We start from the raw sequence: 26538 nt of genomic DNA, 5'->3' as shown, positions 1-26538 counted from the left end.
GGCCCGGGGTCCTGCGGGGGCGGGTCGGGTTGCCGCTCGAGGGCCTCGACCCGCTGCACCAGGGCGAGCGCGATCGCGGTGATGCTGACCGTCACCACGATGCCGGTGAGCACCAGGGCGTGCGGTAGCGGATCGGGGTTCTCGGGGTCGGCACGCCAGGCGAGGCCGGCGAGCACCACGAACACGCCGGTGCCCATGACGTTCACCGCGACGATCCGCCGTACCAGGTCACCGACAGCGACCAGACCCACCAGCCCGACGATCGTGAGAACTCCGCCGGTCGCGACGAACAGGACGGCCCGGGTCACCGGAGCGCGCCGTGCGGGCCGGGAGCCAGGGCGAGGTAGAACGCGGCGAGGGTGACTCCGACCGACACGGCGATCGAGGACTCGATGGTGACGATGGCGACGGTTGCGTGGTTGCCGTAATCCAGCAGTGCCCCGCCGGTGAGCAGGCCGACGATCCCCACGGCCAGGAACACCGTCGCGCCCAGGACGAGCCCGGACGGGAGGACCCGTGGCCCCAGCACGGGGGGCTGCCGTCCGGTGAGCACGAGCAGCAGCAGCAGGCCCCCGAGCACCGCTCCGCCGTGGAAGGCGCCTCCCGGCGCGTACGTGCCGATGTACAGCACCCAGCCGGCGACGACGATCCCAGCCGGTACCGCGGCCCGCACCAGGAACGACAGCGGAGCCGCCGCGGCCGGTGGCACGGGCGCCAGGCCGGCCTGCGGTGTCGGGGCGAGCGCCAGGCACGCCACGGCCGCGACCAGCACGACCACCACCTCCAGGAGCGTGTCGAATGCCCGGAAGGCCAGCAGCACGGCGGTCACCGGATGCTCCACGCCGCTGTCGGGCACCCGCTCCGTGACCAGGGCGGGCAGCCTCGTACGGGGCGGTACGGACAGCACGGCGGCCAGCGCGACGCCCAGCACGGCCGCCGAGGCGAGCGCTCCGGCCACCACCGCGGCGACTCGCGGTGCCCCCGAGCGGCCAGCGCTGCCCGGCGACGTCCTCGCCGCGACCTCTCCGGGGGCTGCCGACACCGTCCGGAGCAGCAGCGCGCCGGTCGCCGCCGCTCCGATGGCGACCTCGGCCATGGCGAGGTCCGGAGCGGCCAACCGGGCGTAGATCAAGCCCACCACCACGCCGAAGCCGATGAACAACCCGACGGCGGGGAAGCGGCCCCGCGCCAGCAGCGAGGACAGGGCCAGCGCGACGGCGGCGGTCGCGAGCGACCCGTCGAGCACCGTCCCGACGGCATCGCCGCTCATCGAGCGCCGCGGGCGCGGCCGGCCACCAGCTGGGCGGTGGTCGCCGACGTGGCCAGGACGACCACCCAGATCAGAAGGAGTTTGAGCGCGGCCGCTACCGAGTCCGCCCGCAGCGCCAGGCCGGTCAGGACCAGCCCGAGGCCGAGGTTCTCCGCGGTGGTCAGCGCGTGCAGGCGGGCGGTGGCGTCCGGAAAGCGCAGCAGGCCCACCGCGGCCGCGGCCACGACGAGCCCGCCACCCAGGAGCAGGGCGACGGAGAGGAACGGGATCACCCGCCACCTGCCTCGTCGTGCCCGCCGGTCGCGGACGGGCCCTCCGCCGCGGCCGTCGCGACGCCGTGCCGGCGTTCCCGCGCGGCGAAGGCCGCGGACAGCACGCACGACAGCAGCACCAGCACGAGGGCCGCGTCCCGGTAGGCCCGCTCCCCGGCCACGTCGGCGAGCACCGCCAGCGTCGCGCCGCCACCGGTGCTCAGCAGGTACACCCCCGCGATCCGGTCGGTGTCGGTGGGGCCGCGGACGACGCGGACCACGGCGACCGCCGTGCTGGCGAACAGGAGGACCGCGGCGGCGAGCACGGCGGACTCCACACCGCGCATCCTCGCGCGCTCGTCCTTGCCCCGCAAGGGGGACTGCCGCTAGGGTCGCCGGGTGACAGCGGGGACGATCGTGCTGATGGTGGGCGGGTTCGCCGTCCTCGTCCTCGGCGGCGAGCTGCTCGTCCGGGGCGGGAGCAACCTCGGCCGCGCGGTCGGGCTGTCCCGGCTGGTCATCGGCCTGACGATCGTCGCCGCCTGCACGTCGGCTCCCGAGATGGCGGTGACCGTGGCCGCCAGCCTGGCCGACAACCCCGGCCTCGCCGTCGGCAACGTCGTCGGCAGCAACATTTTCAACGTGCTCTTGATCCTCGGCGCCTCGGCCCTGGCCGCCCCGCTGATCGTGCGGTCCCAGCTGGTCCGCCTGGACATCCCGGCGATGATCGGCATCACCGTGGTGCTGCTCGCGCTCGCCCTCGACGGCGCGGTCTCCGTCCTGGACGGCGCGCTGCTGCTGCTGCTGCTGGTCGCCTACACCGGCTGGATCCTGCGCATCGGCCGCCGTAGCGAGGAGGCGGCGGAGGGTCCTCGGTCCGGAGATCCCGCCGACGCACCACGCGGGAAAGCGGTGCTGGCCAGCGTGGGATTGATCGCCGTCGGCGTCGCGCTGCTCGTCGTCGGAGCACGATGGCTGGTCGAGGCCGCCGTCACTGTCGCCGGCGCGCTGGGCGTGAGCGACCTCGTGATCGGCCTGACCGTCGTGGCGGCGGGAACGTCGCTGCCCGAGCTGGCGACGTCGGTGATCGCGGCGCTGCGCGGCGAACGGGACATCGCCGTGGGCAACATCGTGGGCAGCAACATCTTCAACATCGGCGCGGTCCTGGGCGTCGCCGCCGTGGTCAGCGACGGTGGCGTGCCGGTCGCGGCGAGCGTGGTCCGCTTCGACCTCCCCGTGGCGCTGGCGGTGGCGGTGGCCCTGCTTCCCGTGGCCTTCACCGGGTTCGTGCTCCGCCGCTGGGAGGGCGCACTCCTCGTCGCCTACTACGGCGCCTACGTGGGCTACCTGCTGCTGGACGCCAGCGGCCACGACGCCTTGCCGGCGTTCAGCGCCACGATGATCGGCTTCGTGCTCCCGCTGACGGGCCTGGGCCTGCTGACCCTCGTCTTGTACGAGTGGCGCCGCCACCGCGGTACGGCCGTCGCGCGGCACGATGACGGCGGCGACGGTTCCTAGCGAACGAATCTCCGACGCGGCCGAGCTCACGCGCCGAACGCCACGACAGGCGTAGGCCGGACAGCGGGGTATCGGCACCCGGTCATCCGCGGTGCCAGGTGGAGGTCTTCGCGCAGACAGGCGGCCAGGGGGGCGACCCACGAGCCGCTGGTGGGGGCGATCCGGTCCACGTGAGTTCCTCTGATCGGTTCGACAGCAGGGCTGCCCGGGTCTTCACTCGGGTACGTGGAAATCGAAGGCGGGACTGCGCGGGCGAGCCGGCGCGGGCTCGGTGATCGCGAGGACGGTGAGCTCGCCCGCCCGAGCGAAGACGAGCCGCAGCGGCACGGAGTGGGCTGATCCCAGCGGCTCGGTCAGTCCGGTGAGGAGGATGGGGTCGTCCGGCGCGCCCACGTGCACGATCTCGTCGGCCGGCAGAGGGATGCTCACCGCCGACTGCTCCGGCGGAGGCGCCTCCGGGCCGTCGGCAGGCGTCCCGTCGGCTCCCGCCGACGTCCCCGTTGCGCTGACCGTCGCGCCGGTGAACGGGTCACCGGTGACGCCGATCAGCTCGTCGGCTACCCGCCCGCTGTTGACGATCGCCATCGTGAGCTCGACGGGGTCGCCCGGGTCGTGCACGCCATCGGCCGGGTACGCCAGTTGGACGGCGCGGATGGTGATGTCCCCGATCCGGCCGTGGCCGCCGGTCCGGTCGCGGTCCTGCGTCGCGGTCTGCGTCACCTGGCCGGCGCCGCAGGCGCTCAGTGCTACGGATGTCAGCAGCAGCACTGCCACGGTGCCGGCTCGTCGGGTGCGCGTCATCGAGTGGTCCTCCTCACCGGTCGCGGCGCGGGCACGCCGGTGGTCTCGCGAGGCGACAGGCGACCGTCGTTCGACCGTCCGGCAGTTGCGACGCCGACATGCCCACCTGCTCCAGCACGGCGGCCACTGCCGCGGCGAGGTGTGTCGGGTGGTACAGGGGAAGGTCCTCGACCAGGTCGCCGCTATCGTCGAAGCAGCGCTCGTCGTCCGGCACCGTCCAGAAGAGGTAGGACCGGGCGCCGTCCGGGAAGCGGCGGCCGAGTTCCTCCTCCAACTGGCGGCGTGTCCGTTCCGGATCGCGGCCGGGGGCCGGAGTCGCCAGGATGCCGTGCCGCCGGAGGACGGCGGCCGCCAGCTCGAGGCGGGCTCGCTGCGGCGCCTGGACGATCCAGCACGGCGGCGGCGGGAAGGTCGCGGGATCGGGGCAGTAGGCGCACAGCGAACCACCGGATCCAGCGGCACGGCGCTGCTGCGCCACCGTGGCGGTCACTGCCCTTGTCCCAGCGAATAGCCGGGCTGCCCGCCGAACCGGTGGAGGCCCTCGGTCTTGATGAAGTCGACCCCGGCCCGCTCCAGGAAGTACAGCAGCTGCAGCACGTGCTTGTGGTGGGCGCAGCCGGGTGCCGGGGCGATGAAGCGAGCCCGCCAGTGGTCGGTGCAGAACGTCTCCGGCAGCCCGTCGGGCCAGACCTTGACTCCCCGGTTGGAGATCATCTGGAGCTTCAGGTAGGAGTCCCTGGACGCCTCCCGCAGGATGGCAGCGAGTGCGTCGGGGGAGGTCCCGGCGTCGTGGACGAAGATGTCGACGCCGTCCATGGTCTTGCGCTCGGGCGTGCGCGGTGCGGGCTTCTGACGCGGCACCGCCGGTGGGAGCGCGGCGTAGCGCACGGGGTTGAGAGTGCGGGGGCGGTCGCCCAGTCGGGCGACGATCGCGTCGGCAAAGGCCTGCGTCCCGAGCGGCGCGCGCCCAGCGGGGGCGATGTCATACGTGGCCGCGCCGGCCTCGAGCGTCGCGAGCCATGCGTTGTGCACCCGCTCGGCGACCTCGGCCTGCCCGACGTGGACGAGCATCATGACCGCTCCCATGAGCAGACCCGAGGGGTTGGCGACGTCCTGGCCAGCGCGGCGCGGAGCCGAACCGTGGATGGCCTCGAACATCGCGACCTGGTCGCCGATGTTGGCCGAGCCGGCCAGGCCGACCGAGCCGGCTATCTGCGCGGCGACGTCGGAGAGGATGTCGCCGTAGAGGTTCGGGGTGACCACGACATCGAAGGCCTCCGGGGTGTCGGCCAGCTTGGCGGCCCCGATGTCGACGATCCAGTGCTCGTTCTCCAGGTCGGGGTACTCGGCGGCGATCTCGTCGAAGACCCGGTGGAAGAGCCCGTCGGTCAGCTTCATGATGTTGTCCTTGGTGAAGCAGGTGACCTTCCGACGGCCGTGCCGGCGGGCGTGCTCGAAGGCGTACCGGACGATCCGCTCGCAGCCGGGCCGGCTGATCAGCTTCAGGCACTGGGTGACCTCGTCGGTCTGGCGGTGCTCGATGCCGGCGTAGAGGTCCTCCTCGTTCTCCCGGATGACCACGACGTCCATCCCCGGGTGCCGGGTGGGGACGAACGGCGCGTAGGCCACGCACGGGCGCACGTTGGCGTACAGGCCCAGCGTCTTGCGCACGGTCACGTTGAGGGACTTGAACCCGCCGCCCTGCGGCGTGGTGATCGGTGCCTTGAGGAACACCTGGGTCCGCCGCAGCGACTCCCACGCCGAGGGCTCGATGCCGGCGCTGTGCCCCCGCCGGTAGACCGCCTCGCCGATCTCGATCTCCTCCAGCGCGAGCCTGGCACCGGCCGCGTCGAGGATCCGCAGGGTCGCGTCCATGATCTCCGGGCCGATGCCGTCCCCACGGGCCACGGTGACCGGGACACCGGCCGCCGCCTCGCGTCGTCGCTCGTCCGATGCCGCCGCTGCGTATCGCTGAGCCGTCGGGGTCCCGGTCATCGGGTCACTCTCCTTGGTCCGGACTGCGTATACCGCAAAGTATTACGCGAAACAGATCTCGTGTAAAGACCGGTGTAGCGGAGACTCGCCGGCGGCCGGGGCGAGCGCGCCGAAGAGGGGTCTGCCACGCCGACCGGATTGACCAGACCAGGAAGGGTTGACGGGCTCTGTCCCTCGCCGGGAGTCGCAACGCGAGCCTGGTGACCGTCGGACCCGGCGCGGGCGGCGCCGGTGACCGGCACCTGCCGGTCACCGGCCCCGCCTGGGCGGGCCCGCCGCCACCCGGAGCCCGCCCGGTGGCGCGGTCGCCCGTGCTCAGTCCGACGCGGGGGCCACGGTGACGCGGTACTGGCGCCAGCCGCCGTGGACCGTGATGTCCGGGTGCTGCTCGGCCAGTTCCCGGCCGTAGAGGATCCCGGGAACCAGCCGGCCGTCGGCCAGCTGCACCGGACCCCGGTACAGGCCGGCCGGCTCGTTCTCGACCACCTTGAGCAGCACGTCCGTGGGCACCTGGTAGAGCTCGCCGGAGATCGACGCGCCCTCCTCGTCCTCGCCGACCTCGTACATGCCGGGGTGGACGTCGCCGATGCTGTGCAGTCGGTACCGCGGCGCGGTGGCGGTTTCTTCGAGGAGCTCGGCGCCGGCGAGATTGCCGTGCAGCTCCAGTCCGCGCATCAGGGTCCCGTTGACGAACAGCAGCTCGTCGTCCAGCGCCATGTCGATCTCCCGCCGCGAGTACCAGCCGAAGCCGGCCAGCAGCAGCGCGAGGAAGGCGTAGCCGAGGCTGACGCCGGGGGAGGCGTTCCAGCCGACCTCGAGCGCGTTGATCAGCCCGACGAACGACAGCGCCGCGCCGATGCCCGCGGTGATGGCGGCGGCGTACATCCGCCGATCGATGACGAAGCAGGCGATGGCGCCCAGCACGATGCCCACGAGCACCGCGCCCTGGCCCAGCAGCTTGAGCCCGTCGTACACCACGCCGCTGGCGACGAGGTTGGCCACACCCACTTCACGTACGGATGTCCCGGCCGCGGCGAGGGAGTTGTCGATCAGCCCGGTGGCCCACTCGGCCAGGCTCGGGATCATCGCCAGCACGATCGCCGGCGCGTAACGACGGGCGCTGACGTTGAACGCCTGGGCGCCGATCACCAGACCGATGAAGAGCAGCACCGGTACCAGTGCCTGCATCGGGAAGAGGGCCAGGAAGGTGCCGACCAGCCCGGTGAAGCAGACGACGGCGACCACGACGCCGGTGCCCAACGAGTAGCCGATCCGGCCACCGACCGCTTTCCACCCCGGGTGGCCGATGTAGACCGCCGGCGGGAACGGCGAGCCGAGGAACGAGCCGATGATCGCGCCGAGGCCGTCGGCGGAGAGCACCTGGCGAACCGAGTACCGGTCGCCGGCCGCCGCGGCGGACTCCACGTTGGTCATGCCCTCGGTGAAGTTGTAGATGCCCAGCGGGATGGCCGAGGCCAACAGCGGAGCGATGTCGCTCAGGCCGGTGAGGACGTCACCGGTCGGGAAGGGCAGGCTCACCGCCAGGTTGGTGATCGACTCGCCCACCGCGCTGGGCTCGAGGATGCCGCTCCACCCGGCCAGCACCGCGATCCAGGCCACCGCCGTCGCCAGCAACACGGCGACCAGACCGACCGGCGCGTCGCCGGGCAGTTTCCGTCCCCCCAGCCAGCCGATCAGGATGAACGCGAACGCGATGAACGCGATCCATGGGGCCTGCCACATCTGCGCGGCCGGGCTCATCGAGATGAACGTGATCGAGATCCCGGCCAGCGCGCCGAGCAGCGCCGCCCGAGGAGTCCACTTGCGGATCCAGGGGCCAAACACGGCGCCGAGCAGCACGATGCAGCCGATGATGCACGCCCACGCCAGGCCGGCCCGCCAGGCGGCGAGGGTGTCACCGGTCGCGAGGGCCACCGGCAGCATGACGACGAAGACCACGATGAAGGTGTGCGGCACGCTCGGCCCGAAGGGCAGCGCGGTCACGTCGGAGCGGCCCTCGCGCTTGGCCAGACTGCGTGCGAGGAACGCGTACCAGATGTTGCCCAGCGGTAGGGCGATGCCCAGCGCCGGCAGGATCCGGCCGTACACGGTCTCGCTCGGGATGTTCACCACGACCAGGCAGAGCCCGGTCAGCACGATGACGTTGAGCAGCACGTTCGTGCCCAGGCCGAAGAGGCCGTTCCAGTCGCCCTTGACCCACCATCTGGGTCCGGCGGCCCGCCCGACAGCGGGAGTGGTGGGCGTGCTCATCACATGTCCTTCGCGGGTACTGGGCTCGAGTCGATCGCGCCGAGCAGGTCGGTGGAGGTGGCGACCCAGCCGACGATGGCGCCCTGCGCGGCGAACATGGCCAGCGCCGACTCGTGGAACTCCGGGAAGTACGAGCCGGTGCAGTCGGAGAGGATCAGCGCCTCGAAGCCGCGGTCGTTGGCCTCCCGCACGGTCGACTGGACGCACACCTCGGTGGTGACGCCGGTCACGACCAGCGAGGTGATGCTCCGCGCCCGTAGCACGGTCTCCAGGTCGGTGGCGTAGAACGAGCCCTTCCCGGGCTTGTCGACCACCACCTCGCCAGGCAGCGGGGCGAGCTCGGGAACGATGTCGTGGCCCTTCGAGCCGCGGACGAGCAGCCGGCCCATCGGGCCCTCCTCGCCGATGCGCAGCGACGGGTTGCCCCGGTCGCGTTTGGCGGGGAACAGGTCGGTCAGATCTGGCCGGTGGCCCTCGCGGGTGTGGATGACCGGCCAGCCGCGCTCGCGGAAGGCGGCAAGGACGGCCCTGGTGGGCCCGACGGCGGTGCGCAGCCGTGAGACGTCGTTGCCGAGTGACTCGCCGAAGCCGCCGGGTTCGACGAAGTCCCGCTGGAAGTCGATGCACAGCAGCGCGACGTGAGCCGGATCGAAGGAGTGCGGGAAGGGTTGCGCTGGAACGGTGATCATCGTGCTCTCCTGATGCCTCAGCGCGAGGCGCTGGGTGACAGCGCCGGCCCGGGGTGGTCCGGCGACGTGATGGAGGTGCCGGCCCGGCCGGCGAGGGCGTCACGCAGCCGGGGCAGCGAGGTGATGACCGCGCGGCGCCCGCCGCCGGCCAGGAAGGACAGCGCCGACTCGACCTTGGGACCCATCGACCCGGCGGGAAACTCACCGGCTTCGAGCAGCGCACGCACCTCGCCGGGGTCGACCTCGGCCAGCGCCCGCTGCCCGGGGGTGCCGAAGCCGACGTACACGTGGTCGACTCCCGTGACCAGCACCAGGGTGTCGACGGCGGCCGTGACGGCCAGCAGGGCGGAGGCGCGGTCCTTGTCGATGACCGCGTCGACGCTGCGCCATTCGCCGTCCTCGCGCAGGACAGGGATGCCGCCGCCGCCGGCGGCGACGACGACGGCGCCGGCGTCGACCAGGACCTGGATCTGTTCGGCCTCGACGATCCGCATCGGGCGCGGGCTGGCCACCACCCGGCGGAAGACGCCTGCGGACGTCTCGGCGACCGTCCACCCGTCCTCGGCCACCCGCATCCGGGCCACGTCGGCGGTCATCTGAGAGCCGATCGGCTTGGTCGGTTCTGTGAACGCCGGGTCGTCGGCGGCCACCTCGGCGTGGGTGAGCACGGCCACCGCCCGGGCTGCAAGCCCCCGCCGCTCCAGGGCGCTGTCGATGGCCACGGCGAGGATGTGGCCGATGCCGCCCTGCGAGTCGGCGACGGCCAACCACAGCGGCAGCTCCGGCAGGCCTTCGATGCCGGCCTCAGCCGCGACCAGCTCCCCGCGGCGGAGGATGAAGCCGACCTGAGGGCCGTTGCCGTGCGTGACCAGCACCGCCCAGCCGTCGGCGGCCAGATCGGCCACCTGTTCGGCGAAGGCCGCGGCCCGCTCCTGTTGGCGCGGTATGGAGCCGGCCTCGCCGTCGAGGACCAGGGCGTTGCCGCCGATGGCGACCAGCGCGGTGCGGCTCACCGGGAGTTCTCCGCGCCTATCGCGGCATCCGGGCACCGTTCTGCCGCGGTCATCGTGGCGAGATGGCTGGGGCCGGCCGCCGGGCTCGAGGCTGCTGCGGCGGGTCGCCGCGCCGTCGGAGTCCTGGTCATGGGGCCCGCCCTCCTTCGGCGTGAGGTGGACCAGATCGCAAGATTTTACGCGAAAAGAGAAACGCATGTAAGCCTGCGCTGCGCCATCGCCACACTCAGCAGCATCGTTACACGATGTAGTAACGCAGCGGTCCACTGTGGGTGGCGCGCGGGGTGACGATGAGCCTGCCGATTCACTTTGGTGAAAAGGTTTACACGATCCACACTTCGGTATTTGCTGGGCTCAGACCGGAAGAGAGGCGATCGTCATGACAAGCACCTGCATCACCGTCAGTCCCGCGGGTACGGCCCGCGCTGGCTTTCCGTACTCCACTCGCCAGGAGGGAGGCTTCCGTGAAGCCGGCTCCACGGGCGGGTCCTCGCCCGTGGGCGGACCGAGACAGGCGACCTCGACGGTCATCGCCCTCCTGCGGGATGAGCCTTCGGACACCCCGGTCCTCACGATTGCGGCGCGGCGGGCCGATCGCGCGGGTCTGCCGTTGCTCCTCATCTTGGCACTGGGCCAGCCGAGCCGACGCGTCAGCCACGCGCGTGGGCAGCAGGACAGCCAGACGCCGGCCGCGGCGGCAGCCGCTCGTGTGCACAAGACCCTTCAGCTGACAGGCGTGTCAGCGAGGACCAGCCTCGCCATCCTCCATGCCTCCGTCTACCCCGTCCACCAGCGGAAGTATGCGGCCGAGGTGGCGGCCCGGACGGCGGCACGGCTGCAAGGGGACCTGGTGTCCGGAGCGTCCGTCGGGCTGGAGCCAGATCATCCGTTCCTCACGCCGGCGGGCGCCGCGCTGCTGGAGCAACGCCTCGAGCGCTGCCGCACGGAGCTTGCCGCGCTCGTCACGGGCGGGCATGGAGGCGGGGCACTCGAGATCACGACGCGCATCTGGGAGGAACTGCGAGGCCTGGAGGCGGTACTCCGTTCCTCCGAGATCCTCACTGACCGCGGCACCCTCCCGTGGGTCGAGCTGGGCAGTCACGTTCGGGTGGAGACGCCAGAAGGTGAGGAGTCGGTTCGGATCGTTCATCCGATCGAGGCAGTCTTGGACGCGGAGCGCATCTCGAGCCTCAGTCCCTTGGCCCAGGCCCTCCTCGGTCGCCGCGCCGGCGACACGGTCGAGGTGGCAGCGCCACGCGGTCACTACCCCGCCCGAATCCTGGCCGTGGGCGCCGGCGAGTCGACCGCGAGAAGGCGTGGTCGCGCTCTCGACCCCGTCAGCCGGTGAGGGGCTTGGCGCAGGCACCGAGTGGGGCTACCCGACCTCCTGTCTTCGTCGCTTCAGCCGCGCATTCGCGAAGGGCCGGTCGCATCAGCGGACCCCGACACCCCAGGCGTCGCAGGTGATCCGCGTGCCACCCGACGAGGCATTGCGCCGGACGTGAGCCCGCGAATTGCGCGAGAGCTTCGATGCAAGCGTCAGCCTGCCGGCGCCGGAGGAAAACGCAGAAGCACGGCGACGAACGCGGCGTAGCCGGCCAACAGGAGCGCCCCTCGGCCGCGGCCGAGCCGCCCGGACCGGCCGGGCGTCGCCAGCGCCAGCAACCCGACGCCGGACGCCAGGCCGACCGCGGCCTCGGCGCGTGGCACCTCGATCGGAGCGAGCAGCGCGGCGACGGCGACGGCGACCAGCCCGTTGAACAGCAGGCTGCCCAGCACAAGGCCGAACCCCATCCCGCCCTGACCTCGCCGCGCCGCCACCACGGCGGTCACCAACTCCGGCGTGCACGTGCCGATCGCGACCAGCGTCGCCCCGACGACGAAGTCGTCCATGCCCAGCCAGGCGCCGATGCCGCGGGCGGCCGCGACGACCAGGGCAGCGGAGGCCATCAGAAGGCCGAGGCCCGCCACGGCGGCGGCCCCGGCGGGAAGTCCGCGCGCCCGGCGCGGGGTGTCGTCGGCGCGCCTGGTGCGCAGCGTCTGGTGCAGCACCAGGCCCAACCATCCGCCGAAGGCGACCAGCAGCACTAAGTCCGTCGCCCCGGTCCAGCCGCCCGAGGGCGGCCAGCACTGCGGTGAGCAGGGGAGCGATGAGCGCCGCCGTCAGGTCACGCCGCACGGCGCGGCGCGGCACGGCCAAGGACGCGATCGCCGCGGTAGCGCCCAAGACCAGGCCGAGGTTGGCGACGTTGGCGCCGAGCGCGTCGCCGAATGCCAGTTCCGGCCGCCCGGCCGTGGCCGCGGCCACCGCCACCGAAATCTCTGGACTGGAGGTGGTGAAGGCGGCGACCGTGGTCGCGATGACGGCCGCGGGTACCCGTGCCCAGGCCGCCAGCCCGACGGCCCCGCGCACGAACAGTTCCCCGCCCGTGGCAGCCAGCGCGAGCCCGGCGAGGAGGGCCAGGAGGTCGCTCGCCGCCATCGGCCCGCAGGGTCAGGTGGGGGGGCGGTATCGGGCGAGCAGCCCCGCGGGGATGCGGGTCAACTCGTCGTCCGGGAAGTCGGCCAGTAGCTGCCAGGCGGCGTCGAGGGTCTCGGTGATACTGCGTCGCCCGGCGCCCTGACCGACGAACTCGGCCTCGAAGGCGTCGGAGAACGCCAGGAAGCGGCGGTCGTCGTCGGCGAGCGCCCCCTCGCCGACGATGGACAGCAGCCGGCGCACCTCGATTCCGCGGGCGTGGCAGGCGTAGAGCTGGTCGGCCACCGCGCGGTGGTCCTCTCGGGTCTTGCCCCCGCCGATGCCGGCGTTCATGAGCCGGGACAGTGAGGGCAGGACGTCGATGGGCGGGGTGACCCCGGTGCGGTGCAGCTCGCGGGAGAGCACCACCTGCCCTTCGGTGATGTAGCCGGTCAGGTCCGGCACCGGGTGGGTGATGTCGTCGTCGGGCATCGACAGGATGGGCAGCTGGGTGACCGAACCGGCCCGCCCGCGCACCCGGCCCGCTCGCTCGTACAGCGTGGCCAGGTCGGTGTACATGTAGCCGGGGTAGCCGCGGCGGCCGGGCAGCTCCTCGCGGGCGGCGGAGATCTCGCGCAGCGCCTCGCAGTAGCTGGTCATGTCGGTGAGCACCACCAGGACGTGGAGCGCGTGCTCGTAGGCCAGGTGCTCGGCGATGGTGAGCGCCACCCGGGGGGTGAGGATCCGCTCGACGGTCGGGTCGTCGGCGAGGTTGAGCAGCAGCACCGAGCGCTCCAGCGCGCCGGTCGCCGCCAGCTGCTCGGTGAAGAAGTCCGCGGTGCGCCGGGTGACCCCCATCGCGGCGAACACCACCGCGAAGCCGGCGTCGTCGCCGGGCACGCGCGCCTCGGTGGCGATGCGGGCGGCCAGCTCGTCGGCGGGCAGGCCGTAGCCGGAGAAGACCGGCAGCTTCTGCCCGCGCACCAGGGTGAGCAGTCCGTCGATGGCCGAGACGCCGGTTTCGATGAACTCGTCGGGGTGGTCGCGGGCCACCGGGTTCAGCGGCATCCCGCCGACGTCCCGTTCGTCCTCGGGGATCGGCTCGGGGCCGCCGTCGCGCGGGCGGCCGGCGCCGTCGAGGATGCGGCCGAGGTAGTCGCGGCCGACGCCGGTGCGGGCCGGCCGGCCGCGGGACAGCACCGTGGTGCCCTCGCGGCCGATTCCCGCGGTGCCACCGAAGACCTGCACGACGGCGCGCGAGCCGTCGACCTCGAGGACCTGACCGCGACGTGTGACAGGCGCGCCGTTCGTGTCGCCGGCCGCCTCCACCTCCACGAATTCGCCGTAGGCCAGGTCGTCGGCGCTGTCGATCACCAGCAGTGGGCCGGTGATGCGCGCGACCATGGTGTGGCCGATCGTGTGGAGCGGCTCGGTCGGGGCGGCGGGAAAGGCGGTCATCGTGTTGCCTCCAGAGCGGTCCGCACCCGGGCGGCGAGCATGGGTGCCTCGGTGACGGCCTCCTCGGCCGTCCACTGCTTCATGCCGGTGAGTTGCCCGAGCGCCGGCGATGCGACCAGCGCAGCCGGGTCCGCGCCGCGGGCGAGGGCCACGGTCATGGCCGTGTGGGCGACGCGCAGCGCCCGAAGCATGGCCGCCGACTTGGCCGGCGGGCAGCTGGCGTCACGCTCGTCGAAGGACGACTGCTGCAGGAAGGCCTCCCTGAGCAGCCGGCCGGTGCGCAGCACCACGCGTTGCTCGGGGGCCAGCGCCTCCACGCCGAGCAGCTGGACGACGTCCTGCAGGGAGCCTTCCTGCTGGAGCAGCGCGAGGGCCCACGCGCGCAGCTGCGACCAGTCGGGGGCCACCTCGCGGTCGAACCAGCCGACGACGTCGTACTGGGAGAAGCTGCGGGTCCAGTTGACGGCCGGGTAGTGCCGCTGGCGGGCCAGGGCGGTGTCCAGGCCCCAGAAGGCGCCGGCCAGCCGCAGGCTGTTCTGGGTGATCGGCTCGGAGAAGTCGCCTCCGGCCGGGGACACCGCGCCGATGACGGTCACCGAGCCGGTGCGGTCACCGTCATCGCCGGAGCCGCCCAGGCACACCACCCGCCCGGAGCGCTCGTAGAAGCTGGCCAGCCGGGAGGCCAGGTAGGCGGGGTAGCCGTCCTCGGCGGGGATCTCCTCCAGCCGGGTCGACACCTCCCGCAGCGCCTCGCCCCATCGGCTGGTGCTGTCGGCCATGAGGGCCACGTCGTAGCCCTGGTCGCGGAAATACTCGGCGTAGGTGATGCCGATGTAGATGCTGGCCTCGCGGGCGGCAACGGGCATGTTGCTGGTGTTGGCGACGAGCACCGTCCGCTGCATCAGCGGCGCCCCGCTGCGGGGGTCGACCAGCTCGGGGAACTCCTGGAGTACCTCGGTCAGCTCGTTGCCCCGCTCGCCGCAGCCGACGTAGACGACGACATCGGCCGATGCGTGCTTGGCCAGCGCCTGCTCGGTCATCGTCTTCCCGGTGCCGAACCCGCCGGGAATGATCGCGCTACCGCCGGCGGCCACCGGGAACAGCACGTCGAGCACCCGCTGCCCGGTCACCAGGGGCCGGTCCAGGGAAAGCCGTGCGCGCACCGGCCGCGGGTCGCGCACGGGCCACCGCCGCAGCATGGGCAGCGGTCGCCCGTCGATGTGCACCACTGCGTCGGTGACCGTGGCCGGACCTGCCTGCACGGCGGTGACCACGCCCCCCGCCCCGGGCGGGACGAGTACCCGGTGCTCCAGTGCCGGTGTCTCCGCCACGGTGCCCAGCACGTCGCCCGGACCGACCCGCTGACCCGGGGTCACCGCCGGGCGGAAGTCCCAGTGCCGCGTGCGATCCAGGCGCGGCGGGTCGGCGCCCCGCGCGATGAACGGCCGCGCGACGCCGCCGTCCGGGCCGGCGCCGGCCAGCTCGGTCAGCGGCCGGCCGGTGCCGTCCACGATGCTGCCGAGCAGCCCCGGCCCCAGCTCGGCCAGCAGTGGGGCACCGGTGGACACCACGGGGTCGCCCACCTTCAGTCCGGTGGTGTCCTCGAACACCTGCACGGTGACCGCGTCGCCGTCGATGCGGATCGCCTCTCCGGGCAGCCCCTCGGAGCCGACACGCACCACGTCGAAGAGCCGGACGCCGGGCAGCCCGACGGCGGTGACGACGGGACCGGAGATGCGTTCCAGTCGGCCGAGGTGCGCCCGAACCTCTTCGATTGCCGGTGCGATGTCGGCGGTCATGTCCGGTCTCCTTCGGGCGTGAACGTGATCTCGTAGCCCACGGAGCGGGCCAGTAGCTCCTGCATGCGCGCCCGCCGTGACCCGGCCGCGGTGTCGTCCTCGACGGGTAGTGGGATGATCAGGGGGACGGTGCTGGCTGCCCACTCCGTGCGGACGGATGCCGGGAGCGCGGCCCAGGTCCGTTCCGCGACGGCGATCACCCCGCCGAAACCGCCGGTGAGCTCGGCGTCGACCAGTTCTCGGACGACGGCGGGATCGCGCTCGGCGACGGTCCGGGTGCCGGCCAGCCGGAAACCGGCCGCGGTCTCGTCCGGGACGATCGCCAGCAAGTCGCCGGGCCACCCCTCCGGCGGCGCGGACGCCGGCACCGGAGCGCTCCTGCCCGTTCCAGCCCCGACGGAGGGAACCGATGGGGGCGCCGGTTCGCCGGCGGGAGCCTGGGTCACCAGCCGGCGGAGGGCGAGGGCCTCCTCCTCGACCGCGGCGACGTAAGCCAGGGGGATCGCCACGCCGAGGGGGTCTCCGGTGCGGAATCCGAGCACGGCCTCCGCGAGCAGGAGTCGTTCGAGCCCCTGGCCGAGTCCGGTCAGGTCGCCGGTGTTGACGGCCCGGGTGAGTTCGGACCGCCAGGCCGGCGGCGCGGCAGCAATCGGGTCGCTGCCGCCGCCGACGGCCACCAGGGTCCGAGTCGGAATGGCCCCGGGAGGAAGCAGGTGTGCCCGCATGTCGGCTGGGTCGGAGCCGTTCTGGCTCACGCGCAGCGCCGCCAGCAGGTTGGCCGCGTCCCGCTCCGCGGCAAGAAATCGACGCAGCGGGGCCACCGGCAGACCAGCCTCGGACAGCAACCGCTCGCTCCGGGCCATGGCGACCCGGGCGACCGCCGCCTCCAACTCGGCGAGATCGTCGTGCAGCAGGTAGCGGTCCCAAGCCTGCTGTGCCGCCGTGGCGGTTTCCGGATCGGGCAACCGCGCGGCGGCCAGCCGGTGCACGACCGCCTCAGCTTCCTCGGCCACGACGTGTCGGGCGGCTGCCGGGGTCAGAGCGCCGACACCGTGCAGGGCGGCCAGCACCTCGTCGTCGGGCAGGTCGTGCGCCGCCCCGCGGAGCAGCGTCAGGGTGTCGGCCAGGTCGTAGCGGGCCAGCAGCGCGCCGACCACTTGCCCGGCCTCACCGCGGTACACGTCGCCCACGCCTCGCAGCGCGTGCCGTCGACGTTCTTCGACTGCGGCCAGTAGCGCCTGGCGGCTGACCGGGCCGGGGGCGAGGAGGGGCCCGTACACCGTGGCCCGTAGGTGTGCCGCTAGGCCGGTGAGGTCCTCTCCGGCCAGCCGGGCGACCTGCTCGCGGTCGAGCAGGGCTGCCCGGCGGGCCCGGAGCCGGGTGTTGCCCATGACGAAATCCGGACGCCTCATCGCCGACCTCGTGTCGGAGGTCCGCCGTCGGCTGTGGCGGGGCGGGACCAGTGCGCGGCGATGGCCGCCCGCTGGCCGGGCCAGGCGGCCTGCAGCCGCGCCTCGAGGGTGTTGTCGATGAACCGGCCACCGGCGTCGGTCACCATGCAGCCGCCCCAGGTCTCGAGGTCCGGTCGCACCTCCAGCCCGCCCCGCTGTCTGGCGGCTAGCTCCCGGGCGAGATCGCCGTCCCGGGGGTCCACCCGTACGGTGACCGGCGCGGCAAGGGCATCGAGAGCCTCGGTGAGGCACCGGGTCAGCAGCCCGCCGTAGCCGGGGCTCTCCCGCACCACGGCCAACCGGTCCTGCGTTCGCTCGAGTACCTGGTGCAGGGCCTGCTCCCGGGCGGTACGCAGGTGCGCGGCCGCCTCGGCCCGAGCTTCGGCGAGCACGCGGTTCGCGGTCCGCGTGCCTCGTGCCTGGGCGTCGGCGAGGGCCGCGGCCCGAACTGCGTCCGCGTCGGCCCGCGCCTCGCCGGTGATGCGGCGGGCCTCGTCCTCGGCCGCTCGACGTACCCGGTCGAGTTCGGCCGCAGCGTCCCCGTCGAGGGAGCGGAGCAGATCGGTCAGGCTCACGTCAGCCGCCGAGCAGCAGGATGATCATCGCGGCGACGGCGAAGCCCAGGATGACCGTGGTCTCGGGCAGCGCGACGAACAGGATCGCCCGGCCGGTCAGTTCCGGTTTCTCCGCGATGGCCCCCATCGCCGCGGCGCCGATGCGGGCCTGGGCGATGCCGGCGGCCAGGGCGGCGAGCCCGACGGCGAGGCCGGCGCCGATGGCGAGCAGTCCGATTTCCATGGTGATCTCCTGTTCTAGGGGTTGGTCAGGACCGGGCTGGTTCGGCTGCGGCACCGGCGACCGGCTGCGCCGGTGCCGGGATCGGCGGAGGCGCGGGCGGTTCCGCCTCCGCCGGTCGAAGGGGGGGGCGGCGTGCTCGCCGGAGGGGCGGGCAGCCCGGCACCAAGCGGCGAGAACGGGCGACCGTTGCCCTCGTAGAACTTGCTGAAGAACTCCACGTAGTGCAGCCGCAGCGCCTGGACCATCGGGCTGAAGGCGGCCAGCGCCAGGTTGAGCGTGTGGAAGAAGACCGCGATCAGCAGCCCCAGGACGATCGGCGCCTGACGGGCCAGCTCGTTGGCCACGATGGCCAGGTACACCGAAGCCAGGCCGACTGCGGCCAGCCGAAGGTAGGAAAGGATGTTGCCGATCGTGCCGATGATCTCGAGCGGGCCGAGCAAGAACCCCAGGGTCCCGTGCACCACCGAGGCGAGCACGATGCCGACCACCACTGCGGCCACGGCCGGGGTCATCAGGCCACCCGGCAGGAACCCCACGACGACGCCGGCGACGGCGAAGAGGCCGAAGAGCACCATCAGGGTGCCCAGCCGTTCGACGGCATGACCCGCGTGCCTTGCTCGGACCGCCGTCCACAGGCCGAGCAGCAGGCCGAGAACGACATGGGCGGCCCCGACGCCGAGCACGAACAGCAGCAGGGGCTCGAGAGCGTCCGGGCCGCCGCGGTAGAACCACAACGCCGGCATGCCGAGCGCAGAACGGCCGAAGTCGCCGAAGAGCTCCCCGAACAGGGCGCCGAAGATCGTCGACCACCACCCGCCGGCCACCAGGATGCGACCGGCGTCGTCGGCGGGCCCGCTGCGGGTCCCCCAGCGGCGGCGGATGCCCCATCCGGCGGCGACGAGCAGGAGGCCGTAGCCGATGTCCCCGACCATCATTCCGAAGAGCAGCGGGAGGACCACCGCCATGAGGCCGGTGGGGTCCAGTCCGCCCTGGGCCGGCCACGAGAGGAACCCGACGAGCCGCTCGAACGGCCGGAAGATTCGAATGTTGCGCAGCAGTGTCGGCGGTGTTCCGGCGCGGTCCCTGGCGCGGAGCTCGCTCACCACGACCGGCCGGTCGGTCCCGGAGAGGGCACCGGCCACCGCGGCGGACCGGGACCTCGGAATCCACGCGCGGAGCGCGAACGTCCGGGCGCCAACGTCGGCCTGGCCGGCGGCTCCCAGCCGCTCCAGGCGCGCGGTCAGCGTGCCGCGCGCCAGACGCAGTTCTCGCACCCTGGGTGCCAGCGTCTCGCGGATGGACCGCTCGGCGGCCGCCAGCTCCGCGGGGAGCGCGGCGAGGCGTTCCTGCATCGCTGCCACAGTCGAGGCGAGGGACCGGAGGGGGTAGGCCCCCGGCAGGCTCAGCCGGGCGATGTGGTCGCGACCGAGCAGGGTCTCCACTTCGGCGGTGGCGCTGCTGGGCACGAGCAGGAGGCAGCCGACGGTGGTGTCGTCGACCGGCGCGGCTACGAGCAGGAACGTCCGGCCGAGGGTGCTTTCCAGCTCGGCGCGCAGCTCGCCGGTGAGGGACCTGCCGGGGTCGTCGAGCATCAGCGCGATGGTGGTCAGGTGCAGTTCGGCGAGCTCGGTGTCGGAGAGCTCGGCCAACTCTGGCACGAGGGGCAGCAGAGCGGTGAGGGACGCTGCGCTGCGCGGCAGCGCGTCCGCTTCCATCTGCAGCTCCTCCAGCGTCGACAGGCCCGCGGCCAGCCGGTTCTCCTCGCGGAGGACGAGTTCGGCCAGCTCCACGGTGGACGGCTCGACGGCGTCGGGAGCGTTGAGCAGCGGCGACGGATCGACCGGTTCCGCCAGGGTGAGCAGCCGCTCCACGCGGTCCAGCAGGCCGGCTAGCTCGCGCGGCTCGGCATCCGCCCCGGCCGCTGGATCGGGTGCCTCGAACCGTGCGCTCGGTGATTCGGGGGCCTCGCTCACCTCGGCGACGCGCAGGTGCTGCAGCCGGCGCAGGACGTCGTCCAGCTGCTCCCGGTGGCCGAGGATCTCCAGCTGGATCATGGGTACGAGCACGTCAATCCTTTCGAGGATGGCGAGTGAGCGCGTCGGACGTCGGGGATTCCGCCGGAAGACGGTCCTCGAGCGAACCCGGAGCGACCCTGGCGAGCAGGTCGGCCACGTCCGCGTCCAGCCGGGAAGCGGCTACCTCGCGCAGCAGCGCCGCGGCGCGCTCACCCGCGGCCCGCACGGCAAGGGCCTCCTGCTCGGCCGCGGCGACCAACTCGGTCACCCGGCGCTGCGCAAGTTCTTCGGCCTCGGCGGTCGCCGACTCGCGCAGAATCCGCGCCTCGGCGGCGGCCCGGTCGGCCAACTCGGAGGAGGCGCGGGCGGCGGACAGCCGCTCGCCGATCTCGCGCTCGAGCTCCCGGACGGCTCGGAGAGACTCGGTACTCATCGACTGCTCCTCGAGCGCGCCTGGCCCCGCCGTCGCGCCTGCGTCCGGGCGCGCTTGAGGCGAGCGATCTCCTCGCGCTCACGTTCGTCGAGCGCCAACGCGATACGGCGGGCCTCGCCGCGCAGCCGCGGGATGACCACGTGCTCCAAGCCGTTGACCTGCCGTGTGGTGCGGGCGATCTCCCCGGCCAGCCGGCGCACGGTCAGCTCCAGCGCGGCGAGGTCGAGCAGCGCATCGACCTCCTCCTCGAAGGCGTCGGCAGCCGCGTCGACGTGCGGGTCGACGAGCGTGGTCTCGTAGCCTCGGGCGCCGGGCGCCCGCCGCACCTCGGCGTGCTCGGCATCGACGACCACGACGCCGGCGACAGCGGAGTCGGTCAGCCGCACCCCGATTCGGCCGGCGGCCGCGAAGGACGCCGACTCGACGGCCCCAGTCCCGAGTTCGGCGCGTGCCCGGTCGAGCCGGCGGTGCGCCTGCGCGGCATCGCGGGCCAGCTCTTCCAGGCGCTGCAGCAGTGACGTGCTCCGTGCCTGAAAGGCGCGCACGAGCGCCGTGCGCTTGTCCTGCAGCAGGTCACGGCCCTGGACGGCCAGGTTGGCCCGACGGCGGCGGGCCAACAGCTCGCTGCGGGTGGCACTCGGTGCGTCCACGGGGCCTCCAGGTGGGTCGAGTGCTGGCTCCAGGTGCCGCTGCTCCTGACACTCATCGAGAGCAGCATCGGAGCTTGGAGTGGAGCCGATCGGTCAGCGGGGTATGCGATCCATCAAACACGAAACACGCTTCGTCTGTCAAGGGCTTCGACTCGGTGGAGGTCTACGCCTCGTCGCTGCTGAACGCCGCCAGGAACTGGCGCACGGTGCGCACATCGCACGCCTCGCTACCTACGCGGGCGTCGGGGTGGATGGTGTAGCGATTCCGACGACCCACTCGCACGCGGTGAAGAAGGTCGGCGTCCTCGAGGTCTCGGAGCAGGGTGAGGGCAGCGCGAGGCGTCACCCCCACGACGCCGGCCAGATCCTGGACGCGCGCGTCCGGTCGTTCGGCCACGGCCAGTAGGAGGCGGGCGTGATGCGTCAACAAGGTCCATGACCGAGCCGACGGGCGGTCCGGTCGGCCGGCGGCCCCGTGTGCTTGCTCGGCATCGCGCTGCGCCGGCCCCTGTTGAGTCTCCGTCATGGTCGGGCCTCCCGGTGCGCTGTTGGCGCTGGCGCGGTCTGTCCCCGTGGAGGGCTTGTCCGACGCCCGCCGTCGGAAGGCCGCGGGGCGGCCAAGGCCTCACGCGGATGAGGTGACGGCCGGTGCTTGCGGGCGAGCAAGGGAAGTGTGGCCCGAATAAACCATATGTGCAAGTTGTTACGCGATTAACATTTCGCTAGTATCGTCCATCTCCCCGCAGAGAGGTGGTTGCGCGATGGCCTACCAGTGTCCCTTGTGTGGACTCCGCTTCGGTCACCGAACGATGCTCGAACTCCACATCCGCGACGACCATCGCCGTCAGCGTGCTCCGGCTCCTGCCGAAAGCCCACGGGTGCGAGGAGGCCGGCGATGATCGACCTTTCGACGCCGATCCCCGGCGGCACCGCCGACCTGGCCACGGCGCTCTCCGTGCTGATCTGGCTCGTGCTCGCCGTCCTGCTCATCGCGGCAGTCGCCCGCTGGGCAGGAGTACCGCCCGAGGGCCGTGAACGCTCGCGCGTTCCGGCCGTCCGCCCAGCAGGGGGAGACCCGAGGCCACGCGTGGCCGGATCCTTGCCTCCCGGCCGGCGGGTCCGTGCACGTCCTGGCGCCGCATGTCGCCGGCCAGCGGCCCGAGGGCACGCGCAGGGCTCCAGGCGGCGGGGCAGATCCTGGGTGGACGCTCTCGCGACCCGGGGTCCGCGTCGTGAACGTCGTCGAACGCGGCCACGACACCGTCATGTGCGCGCCTACGTCGAGCCGAATGCGACCACCATCGCTGTTCGACGTCTGGGCGTCGAGCTGAAGACGCCGCTGTGACCTGGCCATCATCGGCGTGCTCGCCGGGTGGCGCGGTGCGCACCATGCCTCCTCTGCCCGCGCTCACCGCTTCGCTGCCGACGCCGGCCCTGCCCACGGCATTGCTCCTCCACCGATGACCGATCCGGTGAGCGCGCTACACCACGGTTGACTGGGACGTCATCTCATCGAGCCAGGAGTGGGACCAGAGGCCCCGGGCTGTCGTGCGGAGGGCCGCTGTTCCGGGGCCATGCGTGGAAGGAGCCGGTGCGTCACTCGGCCTCGCTGACGTCCCGGCCCGCCCGTCTCCCGGCCTTGTCGAGAAGGATGGCCGCACCGCTGTCGGCGGCCGCGTGGAACGGTCGTAGCACGACGTCCACCCCGGCGGCCTCGAGCCGCTCGGCATCGTGGTCGTTGTGCGCGGTGAGCGCGACCGAGCCGGCGTAGTCGGCGTGCTCGAGCCCGTGCAGCAGTGCCAGGCTGACCGACCGGTCGGGCACGGTGCTGACCACCCAGGATGTGCCGTGCAGCGGCAGCGCGTAGATCAGCTCTGGCTCCTCGGCATCGCCGTACAGGGTCTGGGCACCCTCCTCACTGATGTCCTCCAGGACCTGCGGGTCGGTGTCGACGACGAGGACACGGACATCACGAGCGAGCAGCTGCCGCACGAGCCGGCCTCCGTAGCGGCCGGCCCCGACCACCACCAGATCGACGGCGGCGGCGCCCTCGCCGGAGTCCTCCCCGTGCCGCGGCCGACTGCGTTCGAACACGGACAGCATCGGCGCCAGGCGTGCGAAGAGTGGTGCCGAGTACAGGATCATGTACGTCGACAGGGCGATCGTGACGATCCCGACGACAGTGATCAGCCGAACGGTGTCCGCGGTGATGTGCCCCAGGCTGAGCCCGAGAGCCGCCAGGACCAGAGAGAACTCGCTGATCTGGGCGAGGTGAGTCCGGCGAGGAAGCTGGTTCTCTTCCGGTAGCCCATCAGCCCCATGATCACCAGGACGATCAGCGGGTTGCCGATCAGCACGAACAGCGACAGCACGGTGGCGGCCATCAGCTGGCTGGCGGCGTCGGTGAAGTCCAGCCGGGATCCGAGGTCGATGAAGAAGAACAGCAACAGGAAGTCCCGGAGGCTGATCAACCGGGAGCCGATCGCCTCTCGGTAGGGGGTGGCGGCCAGGGAGATGCCGCCGAGGAAGGCCCCGACCTCGATGCTGAAGCCCAGCCAGTCGCCGAGGCCGGCCAGCGCGACGCCCCACGCGAGGGCGAAGAGGACCAGCAGCTCCTTCGACCGGGCCATCCAGCCCAACGCCGGCCGCAGCAGGTACCGCATCGCGAGAAGGATGCCGCCGACGAACAGCACACCCTTGCCGAGGACCAGCGCCAGATCGGCGACCAGGTTATCGCCCTGCTCCGCGGTGCCGAAGGCGGTCAGCAGGATCATCACGAGGACGACGACGATGTCCTGGACGATGAGGAAGCCGATGGCGATGCGGCCGTGCAACTGGTCGATCTCGCGTTTGTCGGACAGCAGCTTGACGATGATGATCGTGCTGGAGAACGTCAGGGCGACGGCGACGTAGAGCGCCTCGACCGGAGAGAGCCCCAGCATCAGCCCGAGCCCGAACCCGATGATCGACGTGAACGCGATCTGGCCGAGACCGGTGGCGACGGCGACCGGCCCGGTGGTGCGGATGAGGTGCGGGTCGAGCTTGAGCCCCACCAGGAACAACAGCAGGGCGATGCCCAGCTCGGCCAGCAATGCGACCTGGTCGTTACCATCCACCCAGCCCAGACCGACCGGGCCGACGAGGATGCCCACGGCGATGAAGCTGATGATCAGCGGCTGGCGGAGCTTGACCGCGGCCGCGGCGACCACCGCGGCCACCGCCAGGAGTGCGGCGATGACGTGGAACTCGTGTTCGAACACGGGTGGCCTCCTCGGCCGTTCGACCGTCGCTGGTGGGCGGGGGGCAACGGTCCTGGCGGCCGACGGGGACGGTGTCCGTGCGACGCCTGCGAGCGCCGAGGCTCACACGGCGTCCCGGAGTCGGTCCAGACGGCTGCGGCGGGCGGCGACGACGAGCTTGTCGCCGGCCTGGACGCTTCGGCCTTCGTCGTTCTCGACCAGTTGCGGGGTCGCATCGCAGATCACACCGAGCAGAGCTGCGTCCGGGCCCAGCCGCCTCACGATGTCGTCGGGAGCCAGGCCCAGCGCCGGGGAGCCGCTGGCGATCGTCACCGTCTCGACGACGACCTCCGCCTCGTCCTGCGTCGTCGTGGGAACGGCCTCGGCGGTCTCGAGGGTGAAGCGCGCTCCGGTGAGCAGGGCAGCCAGGACGGACGCGTGCTCGGCGGGTAGCCGGACGGTCGTCAGCGGTTCGTCCAGCCGGGGGTCGACGAGGACGAGGTGCGTGGGACCTCGGTCCTCCAGCACGACCACGACCTGTCTGCCCTGGTCCGCCGGCAGGCTGTAGCGCCAGCCGATCCCCTGCAGTCGCTCAGCATGCACGCGTACGTCAGGCATGGCGCCCTCCTGGTTCCGCCGGTGCCGGCGGGCGGTGCGGGCGGGCGGGTGCCGCGCGCCGCGCGTGCCGCGGACGGCGCAGCCACTTCTCGACCTCGACGACCGTGAACACGATGATGCCGAATCGTGCGGGTCAGCGGGGTCTGCAGCACCTCCGCCTCACCGACGAGCCGATGGATGCGCCCGATCTCGGTGTCGGCACCGGTGGCCACCACGATCCCGTGGCCGCGACCGCGGGTGACCAGGCCACCCGAGTACGCCATGTTGGCCCGATCGGCCAGCGCGGTCTCGGCGGGCAGCGCCACCGGGACCTTCTCCACCGGCACAGACTCACCGGTCAGCGCGGACTCGTCGATCTGCAGCTCGTGTGCGGTGACGAACCGCAGATCCGCGGGCACCCGGTCGCCCGTCTCCAGGACCACCACGTCCCCCGGGACGAGGTCCTCGGAGGAGATGCGGTGCCGCACCCCGTCCCGCACCACAGTGGCCTGGGTGCGCACCATCGCCATCAGGGCGCTCAGGGCCTGCTCCGCACGCGCCTCCTGCACGAAGCCGATTCCCGCGTTGATCAGCACCACGGCGAGGATGACGCCGGCGTCGACCACCTTTCCCAGCAGCAGCGTCGCGACCGCGGCGGCCAGCAGCACGTAGATCAGCGGATGGTGGAACTGCACGAGGAAGCGGACCAGCGGACCCCGCCGGTCGACCCGTGGCAGCGCGTTCGGGCCTTCCAGCTTCAGCCGCAGCGCGGCCTCGTCGAGACCCAGACCGCGCTCGTGGTCGGTCTCGAGCAGCAGCACGACCTCGTGCACCGGCAGCTCGTGGTGGTCGCCGCGCGGGGGCGTGAGGAGCGTCCGTTCCGGCGAAGCCATGCTGCAGCCTCGTCGGCAGCCGCTGCGCCGGGGGAGGGACCTTCGTCCCGGAGCTCAGGACCGAACGCAGGGTCCTCCGACCATCAGGTGTTCGATCGCCGTCACCGGGAACAGGTCGGGCGATCGTCCCGCGGTTCGGCGACCGTCGACCCTGGGCGGCTGGTGGCCGGCGGACAAGGGTGGATGCGACCTGTCCACCTCGGGAGGACGCGCAGATGCCCACCGTGCTGTTCGCGATCCTCGTCGTGCGGCTCTGGTCGATGGTCGGGCTCGGGGCTGCGCTCGTGTTTCTCGGCCGGCACGGATACCGCGATGGCGCCTGGTACTTCCTCGGAGCCGTACTCGGGCCGCTGTTCGTGCCCATCGCGATCGAGCGTGGCCGTCGGGGCAGCCGGGTGCTCGAGCGCACGTCCGTCGCGGGCACGCTTCCCGCGGGTCAGGTCGAGGGTGCGGTTCCCGCGGGCCAGGTGGTCGTTCTCGTGGGTGTCGACGGCTCGGCGGAGTCCGACCGGGCCGTGCGCGACGTGGCGGCGCTGTTCGGACCGGCACGTGCGCGCATCGTCCTGGCAGCCGTCGCCGACCCGAGCATCGGAGAGTTCGGTGGCGACGCCCAGCAGAAGTGGCACGACCTGCTGGCGGATCGGGCCGGGTGGCTCCCGCCGGACGGACCCGCACCCGTGCTCGAGGTCCTCTGCGGCCAACCGGACCTCGTGCTGCTCGAAGCCGCCGAGGCCGAGAAGGCTGATGCCCTCGTCATCGGCCGCCGCGGCCGGGGCCTGTCCCACCGGCTACTGGGCAGCGTGGCGGAATCACTGACGCGACGCGCGACGATCCCGGTGCTTCTCGCCGGACCGGCGTCCCGACGCGCGGGCACTGCCCATGGACCAGCGCGCTGGGGAGTCGCCGAGGCGAACTGATCATGACGCCACGAGCAGAGTC

The 26538-nt window shown here is 72.4% G+C and carries 27 protein-coding genes and 1 pseudogene; 3 read left to right on the top strand and 25 right to left on the bottom strand.

Annotated features, from left to right (window positions below; translation table 11 throughout):
* From E9565_RS10425 to E9565_RS10405, 4 genes are all read right to left on the bottom strand, one after another.
* Nucleotides 1–308 (bottom strand): NADH-quinone oxidoreductase subunit K (locus tag E9565_RS10425; RefSeq protein ID WP_236834972.1); only part of this gene is annotated, 308 nt, incomplete at its 3' end.
* Nucleotides 305–1270, bottom strand: coding sequence for a DUF4040 domain-containing protein (locus E9565_RS22945; protein WP_304505903.1), 966 nt, complete (start codon nt 1268–1270; stop codon nt 305–307). The genes E9565_RS10425 and E9565_RS22945, both read right to left, overlap by 4 nt.
* A complete protein-coding gene (locus E9565_RS10410) occupies nt 1267–1542 on the bottom strand; it encodes a monovalent cation/H(+) antiporter subunit G (RefSeq protein WP_236834970.1) in 276 nt (91 codons plus the stop codon). The genes E9565_RS22945 and E9565_RS10410 overlap by 4 nt, the downstream gene beginning before the upstream one ends.
* Nucleotides 1539–1859, bottom strand: a complete 321-nt coding sequence (locus E9565_RS10405; protein WP_236834968.1) for a monovalent cation/H+ antiporter complex subunit F — start codon at nt 1857–1859, stop codon at nt 1539–1541. Before E9565_RS10405 ends, E9565_RS10410 begins: the two co-directional genes overlap by 4 nt.
* 61 nt (nt 1860–1920) lie before the next feature.
* Between E9565_RS10405 and E9565_RS10400 the strand changes: the two genes are divergently transcribed.
* On the top strand, nt 1921–3039 hold the full coding sequence (locus tag E9565_RS10400) for a calcium/sodium antiporter (RefSeq protein WP_236834966.1): 1119 nt from the start codon (nt 1921–1923) through the stop codon (nt 3037–3039).
* Nucleotides 3040–3252: 213 nt separating this feature from the next.
* Here E9565_RS10400 and E9565_RS10395 read toward each other — a convergent pair whose 3' ends face one another.
* The 6 genes from E9565_RS10395 to E9565_RS10370 form a co-directional block, all read right to left on the bottom strand.
* Nucleotides 3253–3840: a copper chaperone PCu(A)C gene (locus tag E9565_RS10395; protein ID WP_236834965.1), complete on the bottom strand. Its 588-nt coding sequence runs from the start codon at nt 3838–3840 to the stop codon at nt 3253–3255.
* 13 nt (nt 3841–3853) lie between these two features.
* On the bottom strand, nt 3854–4330 hold the full coding sequence (locus E9565_RS10390; RefSeq protein WP_236834964.1) for a hypothetical protein: 477 nt from the start codon (nt 4328–4330) through the stop codon (nt 3854–3856).
* Complete coding sequence (locus tag E9565_RS10385) at nt 4327–5835, bottom strand: NADP-dependent isocitrate dehydrogenase (protein WP_236834963.1); 1509 nt, start codon at nt 5833–5835, stop codon at nt 4327–4329. Before E9565_RS10385 ends, E9565_RS10390 begins: the two co-directional genes overlap by 4 nt.
* Before the next feature lie 315 nt (nt 5836–6150).
* The gene (locus tag E9565_RS10380) at nt 6151–8106 is read right to left on the bottom strand and encodes a gamma-glutamylcyclotransferase (RefSeq protein ID WP_236834962.1); all 1956 of its coding nucleotides are present in this window, start codon (nt 8104–8106) and stop codon (nt 6151–6153) included.
* Nucleotides 8106–8795, bottom strand: a complete 690-nt coding sequence (locus E9565_RS10375) for a cysteine hydrolase family protein (RefSeq protein ID WP_236834961.1) — start codon at nt 8793–8795, stop codon at nt 8106–8108. Before E9565_RS10375 ends, E9565_RS10380 begins: the two co-directional genes overlap by 1 nt.
* A gap of 17 nt (nt 8796–8812) precedes the next feature.
* On the bottom strand, nt 8813–9808 hold the full coding sequence (locus E9565_RS10370) for a carbamate kinase (protein ID WP_236834960.1): 996 nt from the start codon (nt 9806–9808) through the stop codon (nt 8813–8815).
* Nucleotides 9809–10304: 496 nt separating this feature from the next.
* On the opposite strand from E9565_RS10370, the gene E9565_RS10365 reads away from it, so the two are divergent.
* Nucleotides 10305–11156 (top strand): GreA/GreB family elongation factor, encoded by an 852-nt coding sequence (locus E9565_RS10365; protein WP_236834959.1) that lies wholly within the window; start codon nt 10305–10307, stop codon nt 11154–11156.
* Between the two features lie 191 nt (nt 11157–11347).
* On the opposite strand, the gene E9565_RS10360 is transcribed toward E9565_RS10365, so the two are convergent.
* The 15 genes and pseudogenes from E9565_RS10360 to E9565_RS10295 form a co-directional block, all read right to left on the bottom strand.
* On the bottom strand, nt 11348–11896 hold the full coding sequence (locus tag E9565_RS10360; RefSeq protein ID WP_236834958.1) for a hypothetical protein: 549 nt from the start codon (nt 11894–11896) through the stop codon (nt 11348–11350).
* Between the two features lie 13 nt (nt 11897–11909).
* Nucleotides 11910–12290, bottom strand: a pseudogene (locus E9565_RS23530) (sodium:calcium antiporter); the annotation flags it as partial.
* 12 nt (nt 12291–12302) lie between these two features.
* Entirely contained in the window at nt 12303–13724 is a 1422-nt protein-coding gene (locus E9565_RS10355; protein WP_236834957.1) for a V-type ATP synthase subunit B, read from the bottom strand.
* Nucleotides 13721–15523: a V-type ATP synthase subunit A gene (locus E9565_RS10350; protein ID WP_236834956.1), complete on the bottom strand. Its 1803-nt coding sequence runs from the start codon at nt 15521–15523 to the stop codon at nt 13721–13723. The genes E9565_RS10355 and E9565_RS10350 overlap by 4 nt, the downstream gene beginning before the upstream one ends.
* Nucleotides 15520–16935, bottom strand: coding sequence for a V-type ATPase subunit (locus E9565_RS10345; RefSeq protein ID WP_236834955.1), 1416 nt, complete (start codon nt 16933–16935; stop codon nt 15520–15522). The genes E9565_RS10350 and E9565_RS10345 overlap by 4 nt, the downstream gene beginning before the upstream one ends.
* Nucleotides 16932–17549 carry a V-type ATP synthase subunit E gene (locus tag E9565_RS10340; RefSeq protein ID WP_236834953.1) on the bottom strand — a complete coding sequence of 206 codons (618 nt, stop codon included), beginning with the start codon at nt 17547–17549 and terminating at the stop codon, nt 16932–16934. Before E9565_RS10340 ends, E9565_RS10345 begins: the two co-directional genes overlap by 4 nt.
* Nucleotide 17550: 1 nt before the next feature.
* Nucleotides 17551–17772 carry a F0F1 ATP synthase subunit C gene (locus E9565_RS10335; protein ID WP_236834951.1) on the bottom strand — a complete coding sequence of 74 codons (222 nt, stop codon included), beginning with the start codon at nt 17770–17772 and terminating at the stop codon, nt 17551–17553.
* Between the two features lie 14 nt (nt 17773–17786).
* Nucleotides 17787–19838, bottom strand: a complete 2052-nt coding sequence (locus E9565_RS10330) for a V-type ATP synthase subunit I (RefSeq protein ID WP_236834949.1) — start codon at nt 19836–19838, stop codon at nt 17787–17789.
* 1 nt (nt 19839) lies between these two features.
* Nucleotides 19840–20220, bottom strand: coding sequence for a hypothetical protein (locus E9565_RS10325; protein ID WP_236834947.1), 381 nt, complete (start codon nt 20218–20220; stop codon nt 19840–19842).
* On the bottom strand, nt 20217–20870 hold the full coding sequence (locus E9565_RS10320; protein ID WP_236834946.1) for a V-type ATP synthase subunit D: 654 nt from the start codon (nt 20868–20870) through the stop codon (nt 20217–20219). The genes E9565_RS10325 and E9565_RS10320 overlap by 4 nt, the downstream gene beginning before the upstream one ends.
* A 163-nt stretch (nt 20871–21033) precedes the next feature.
* Nucleotides 21034–21267: a transcriptional regulator gene (locus E9565_RS10315; RefSeq protein ID WP_236834944.1), complete on the bottom strand. Its 234-nt coding sequence runs from the start codon at nt 21265–21267 to the stop codon at nt 21034–21036.
* Between the two features lie 1199 nt (nt 21268–22466).
* Nucleotides 22467–22964, bottom strand: a complete 498-nt coding sequence (locus E9565_RS10310) for an NAD(P)-binding protein (protein ID WP_236834942.1) — start codon at nt 22962–22964, stop codon at nt 22467–22469.
* Between the two features lie 92 nt (nt 22965–23056).
* Entirely contained in the window at nt 23057–24130 is a 1074-nt protein-coding gene (locus E9565_RS10305; RefSeq protein WP_236834940.1) for a cation:proton antiporter, read from the bottom strand.
* 102 nt (nt 24131–24232) lie between these two features.
* Nucleotides 24233–24637, bottom strand: coding sequence for a hypothetical protein (locus tag E9565_RS10300; protein WP_236834939.1), 405 nt, complete (start codon nt 24635–24637; stop codon nt 24233–24235).
* Nucleotides 24574–25599, bottom strand: coding sequence for an HAD-IC family P-type ATPase (locus E9565_RS10295; RefSeq protein ID WP_255725928.1), 1026 nt, complete (start codon nt 25597–25599; stop codon nt 24574–24576). Before E9565_RS10295 ends, E9565_RS10300 begins: the two co-directional genes overlap by 64 nt.
* A 215-nt stretch (nt 25600–25814) precedes the next feature.
* Here E9565_RS10295 and E9565_RS10290 point away from each other — a divergent pair, with 215 nt between their 5' ends.
* Nucleotides 25815–26516, top strand: a complete 702-nt coding sequence (locus tag E9565_RS10290; RefSeq protein WP_236834935.1) for a universal stress protein — start codon at nt 25815–25817, stop codon at nt 26514–26516.
* Nucleotides 26517–26538: the final 22 nt, after the last annotated feature.

This window comes from Blastococcus sp. KM273129 (assembly GCF_021698995.1).
GTDB lineage: Bacteria > Actinomycetota > Actinomycetes > Mycobacteriales > Geodermatophilaceae > Blastococcus.
Note: the sequence above shows the minus strand (reverse complement) of the source record. Positions and strands in the feature narration are given on the sequence as shown.